The sequence below is a fragment of the Nocardia amikacinitolerans NBRC 108937 genome (assembly GCF_001612615.1).
In the GTDB taxonomy this organism is placed as follows: domain Bacteria; phylum Actinomycetota; class Actinomycetes; order Mycobacteriales; family Mycobacteriaceae; genus Nocardia; species Nocardia amikacinitolerans.
The window spans coordinates 1-5,763 of the sequence record NZ_BDAU01000074.1 but is presented as its reverse complement, the minus strand read 5'-3'; the positions used below and the strand labels follow the sequence as shown (position 1 = coordinate 5,763).

The window sequence follows — 5,763 nt, the reverse complement described above, 5'->3', positions numbered from 1 at the left end:
ATTCACGTAGTTTGAGTTCGTGGGCGATGTATGCGCCGAATGAGCCTTCGGGTTTGGGGCGAAAGCGGTAGATACGCTTGCCATCCTCGGCATGGTCACGCTCGCAGTCCCACAGCAGGAAGCCGTGTGTGTGAATGTCTTTCTCGATCTCGACCAGTGTTTCGACCACGACCGCGGCGAGTTGGGTCGCCGAGCTGACGGCGCGGCGGCGGGTGTCGGAGAGCAGATCGCGAATGTTTGCGGTGGATAGGTGAACAGTCGCCTTCGTCTGCGCCACCGTCCGTGCGTTGACGAGTGCGGAACGCAGCTCGAGCAAGTCCGGATCATCCTCCAGCAGATCACGAAGCCCGCAGACGATTGCGGGTGTCCCGCGCTGTGTGGCGGTGGAAAGTACCGCGCGGCGCAAACTATGCACTTCCTGTGCCGGGGTCACCTCGGAGATTCCGATGGTGTGTACTTCGGTCTCGGGTGGATGAACCTGAGCGAGCCACCGGTAGCAGTCGAGAATGTTTGCGTCAGACAAATTTCCGGTGAGTTCAGCGGCAGCATCGCGGCCAGCGCACGCGTAGGCAAGGCGGCGCGCGAACTCGGTCGACTGCGTGATTGCGGCGTGAATGAGCGGCCATTGCTGCTCTGTATCGGTGGTGAGCAACAGGACGGCCGCCGCGGCCGCTATCTCCATCATCGGTCCGGCGGTGGCTGGTTGTTCCGCGGTGAAGACTCCGCGGACGTGTTCGATGGCGGGTTGATCGCGCAGCTTCAATGGTGGTTCGAGCAGCACAGACCAAATCTGTCGTGCGATGTCTGCTGGGGATCCGCCTACACCGCTCCCATCCGCATGCGGCTGATTGCCCTGGTCGCCGGAGCTGACGGTGACAGTGAAATGAGGCAGAGTGAGCAGTCGCGGGCGAACACAACGTATCGAACAATTCGATTGCCAGCGTGACCATCCGAGGGTGTACCTCTCGTGGCAGAAGAGGAACGACTTGGCCGAGGGACCATGGTGGTATCCCGTTTCTCAGTGCCGTACGTGCCCACAGGTCGATGCTGTCGGCTAGCGAGCTCAATGCGTGCTGGGTGACGAAACCCAGGAGTGTGCTGATCAACTGAGGATTTTGGCCGTTGAGTTCTGGGCTGCCGCACAGGATCGCCGCGGTCCACGATGCCCAGCTCGCCGGGGGCAGTGAGCGCAGGCCGTTCGTTCCTTCGGTGCGGTGAAGGAACGCGAGAGCGATCAAGCCGGCTTCGGCACGGTGATCGGTGTTCGCCGTGCCCAGCCAGGTGTCACGGTGGTCGTGTGCGGATTCGAGGTAGGACATTGCGGCGGCGCGAAACCGTACCGAGAACTCCGCTGGCGACCACAATGCCACGCCGGGGCTGTTGAGGACGTCCAGAGAGCGCGCATCCTCGAATCGCCCGGTGTACGGGTTCACCCACAGGAAGCGGACCAGGACCCAGAATGCGTCGCTGTCTCGATTCGCCGCAGCGACGAGACGCTCTCGCTGTGCCGAACCAAAGCTGTCGGCTCGGTCCCACGACGATTGTGCTGCCGTACTCCGGCGCATTGCTCTGGCGTAGTCGTCATCGATCGGCATCCCGTCGAACACCCAGCGGAAGTGTTCACGCTCGGGCGAGTCGGGACGATTCTCCAGCAGGTCGAAGGTATGAGGGTTGTACGGGTCCGCGATCAGGGTGATAAGTAGCGAATATGCTTGTGCCAAAGGGGCATTGGCGGCATCCAGAAACATGTCGATCTGCGCCAGGCACCACGCGGTGTCGCCGTCATCGAGCAGGCGCTGACGGTCGCCCCGTTCGGTACCGAGGGGCAGCCGATCAGAGCCTGGGGCGAAGGCGAGCTCGTGGCACCACTCCGCAACGATCAGATATGCGGCGTAGCGACCGAATGGTTGTTCCGCATCGAGGAGATGAAGCACCAACTCGTGCGCCAGTTTCCGACGTAGGTTGGTGGTCGCGGACAGTTCCGTCCCGTCACGATCCATGAGTTCGAGTCGTGCGGGCATGGGGATCCTGATCGATGCCCGCATGAGTGGAGCGATCATCCGGGCGGTAGCTGGGAGCAGTTCTTCCGCCCTATGCGAGTCGAAAACTCGCTCGAGGATGGGGGCGATGAACTCCCGCAGTCCCCACTCGTCTTCGGGTGTAATGCTCAGCAGCTGACCGATACCGACTGGGTCGGGCGCGTTTATGTCGGTCAGCTGAGATGCGGCGGGCTCGGTACCGAATTCGCGAATTGCCGCGGTGGCGTACGTGAGCAGTCGGTCGAGGTCTCCATCACCAACCTCGCGCGCGAACCGGTCTGCCTCGCCACGATAGACGCCGATGGCCATCGTCTGACGACGAGGCCGGATATGCGCGACCGCCTCATCGAAGCTCAGGTACTCGGGCCACAACAGTGACAGCAGTGTCCCCACCAGTTCACTGTCGCCGGACAGGCCGTCGAAGTCGTCATCATCTGAAAGCGGGGAGGCCGAAGGACGCGTGACCACCAGCTGGCGCAGTAGATCTCGAAGTCGAGGAAGCGCGCTGTCGGGCGAACAATTCACTGCCGCGCGGGCAGCCCGTTGACGCACCGAAACCGGCCACCTTCGAGACTGGGTCAGATCCAGCAGCGCGGGGGTTACTCCCGCGACTCGTGAATCATTCGCCAACCGCACAGCTACGCGGACGCGAGCCAGATCAGCCCATTCATACCCTGTAGATATCACTGCACACCTGAGAATGTCTGACAACTGCGGCGCTAGTCCCGGGTGGTTCAGATCCCAGCGGGCGCGGGGCCACTCCGCCCCTCCACCGAGTTCGATTCGTTCAGCACGATCCAGCAGCCCGCCTGCCAGAACCGACCTGATCTCGGGATCGGGAATCCACATCGAGTACCCCGCCAAAGAAGGCGGGTCAGCCGAAGCGAGCCACTCCGACTGGCGAGGCGCCAAACCCACCATCCAGGCAGCGGTCTCACGTAGGTGCTCAGGAATCCGCGCTGTCGGCTCGTCGGGGGCACTGACAAGGAAGACCCCTGACAGCTGCCGCTCGGAGACCCCGGGAGGAGCCGATCGTGATCGATCGACGAGGTAGCGTGCGGCCAGAAATGCAGCCACAGACGAATGAGCGAACTCGGTGCTTTCCGATCCCGGGGCGAACATGTGAGTGCCCAGCGTGTCCCGGACCTTGGCCAGTGTTACGTCGAACTCTCCGAGTCCTGCGGCCTCACGTCCAGACGCGAGTAGGCCCGGAGTTATCTCTTCATTGTGCGCCCACGCATTGCGACCGATCCGGAGCGTACGTCGCCCCGACAACAGCAGGTAGGCAGCGATCCGCGAGGCAATCGCCAGCCGTTCCTCGAGGCTTGACTCCCACAGGCCAGTGTCGGGCTCGTGAGGTGAACTGAGCAGCGCACGGACCTTCTGGTCGAAGATGTATCGCGCGGGCCACTCGTGTCCGTTGCCCAACGATCGGTCACTGACAAGCATCCGCAATGTCAACGGCGTGCTAGCCAAAGAGCCGCTGCCACTGCGACTGATCGCTTCGAGAAGGACCTCGGGGTCAGGAACATCCTGCGCAGCGATTGCCGCTGCTTGATCCCAGGTCAACGGCGCAAGCTCGGCGACCGTACATGAGCCGAACACCTGCTTCAGTATCGACGTCAACGACTCCGGATACTCCGCGGCGCGACACGCGATGAGCACGTTGAGCCCGCGGGTGTCCTTGCCTTCGAGCATCATATGGAACTGTTGGACAAACCGGTCAAGATCGGGATGCTCATCCAACTGGTCGACCACCACAGTGAGAAGACCAGCGGGCAACATCGGATCATCGACCGACAGTGCTGACGATAGATCAGGCAACGCCGAAAAGTATTGACCTACAATACTTGTCAATGCATCCCTGTCGGTCAGCTCAGGCGCGGACGCCCACACGGTGCCGGGAAAACCCGGACTGTGCGGAGGTCCGCCACGATCCGCGACAAGGAGCCTCAAAGTGGTCGTCTTGCCGATTCCCGGACCTCCGACCAGGACAAACGCTCTGCCCTCGGCAGCTTCCGCTGGCGCGAGCAACTCCAAGTGCACCCGAGATCGCTCTACATTCAGAAACCCATTGGCATCCAGCACGAAAGACGGATCGCGATCAGGCTGTTCAGACAGCAAACGCACCCACCGGCTGGACTGAACAACCACTCCATCCCACCTCTCCTCGATACCGCTTCGCGGCACAACACGATAGCGCTGCTCGACGCCATCGAGAGCGCGAACCCTTTCGGGACCACACAAAATCCGCCTCAGTAGATCCGGGCTGAGGTGCCTGGTTCCTAAGCCGTCGTCGTTGCCACCTGGAGCAGGGCGTGACCGCGTTGATGAGGTCCGCGCCTCCGTGTTTCTTGGTGACTCATGAACCATGATCGTTCTGCATACATGTGCAGAATGAACGATCATGGCGAGCCATCTGTCTCGAAAGATGTTGCTATGACGGGCAATTGGTGAACACGCCCTTGAGCGGGGCTGTAGCCTGGTTTGCGATGCGCCTGTCAGGGGTCGGCGCGGAAGGGGGAGAGGTGAGTCGGATCTCGGATCGTGCGCAAGAGGTTCTTCGTCAACAGGTGTACGACGCGCTCAACGCGGTGCCAAAGCTTCCGTCGGGTTACCGGAGCGTATTCGCGGGCATGCTGATGGAGCGGGGCGCGTATCTGCTGGTGCGCGATCCCATCGTCGACGTTCCGACCGGACGAGCGCACGCGCTGCTCGTCGGCCGCGGCGGGGTGTTTGCGCTGATATTCACGACCACCGCACCGACCAGTCAGGCGATCGACGCTGTCCGTGCCCGCACCCAACGGCTCTTCGACAAGCTGATAGTCGGGTCGAATGTGTTCGTGGCGAACACGGTTCGAGTGGCGTTGATCGTGCCGGTGGGCACCGATCTCGGCCATGTCGACAATCGAGTGGTCATCGCCGACGAACGAAAGCTGCGCCGCGCGTTCTTCACCGGACGCGTACTCGAACAGCGTGACGCCGAGCAGGTCGCCAAAGCGGTCGCCGACAGATCCGAATATCGTCCCGTACACATCGCGGAGACCGGCACGAATCCCGAACCCGACGTAGAGGGACTGTTCGAGGAAACCGACACCATCGCCGATCAGCGCGAGCGCGCACTATCCGAACCGCTACTGACCTGGCTATCGTTCCTGGATCCGGAACAGATGAGCCTCGTGCGACGCAACTACAACGGCCCCGCACGCATTATCGGACCGGCTGGAACGGGAAAGACCGTGGTCGCGCTGCATCGACTGGCACGCATCGCACGAGAGAGCACCGGCAAACTGCTGTTGACCAGCTTCGTGCGCTCCCTCCCCGCTTGTCACAGAACTCCCTTCACCCGACTGGCCCCCGAAGTCGTCGATCGCGTCGAATTCATCGGACTACACGCATGGGCGAGCCAGTTCCTGCGGCTGCGGAACAAACCGGTGCGCATGGAACCCAAGCGGGCACGCACGGCTCTGTCACTGGCCTGGGCGCATGTGGGTGGTGAGAACGGGCCACTCGCCGACATCGAGCCCAACCTCGAATACTGGGCCGACGAGATCGATCGCTTGATCAAGGGCCGTGGTATCACCGACTACGACGATTACGCAGCGCTGGTCCGCACCGGGCGTGAGGGCTTGGCACTACGCCGTGACGATCAGCGCCCCTTGGTGTGGAAACTCTTCAAGGAGTACGAGCGAATCCGCTGCGAACGCGAAATCTTCGACTGAAT

At 62.1% G+C, this 5,763-nt stretch carries 3 protein-coding genes; 1 reads left to right on the top strand and 2 read right to left on the bottom strand.

The genetic code is table 11. From position 1 onward, the window contains the following. Together NAM01S_RS35550 and NAM01S_RS35545 are read right to left on the bottom strand one after the other, a co-directional pair. On the bottom strand, positions 1-433 hold a 433-nt coding region (locus tag NAM01S_RS35550; RefSeq protein ID WP_157108027.1), incomplete at its 3' end, for a hypothetical protein. A gap of 103 nt (positions 434-536) precedes the next feature. Beyond that, positions 537-4,193 (bottom strand): NACHT domain-containing protein, encoded by a 3,657-nt coding sequence (locus NAM01S_RS35545; protein WP_157108026.1) that lies wholly within the window; start codon positions 4,191-4,193, stop codon positions 537-539. 296 nt (positions 4,194-4,489) lie between these two features. Here NAM01S_RS35545 and NAM01S_RS32475 point away from each other — a divergent pair, with 296 nt between their 5' ends. Next, positions 4,490-5,761, top strand: coding sequence for a hypothetical protein (locus NAM01S_RS32475; protein WP_218018496.1), 1,272 nt, complete (start codon positions 4,490-4,492; stop codon positions 5,759-5,761). Positions 5,762-5,763: the final 2 nt, after the last annotated feature.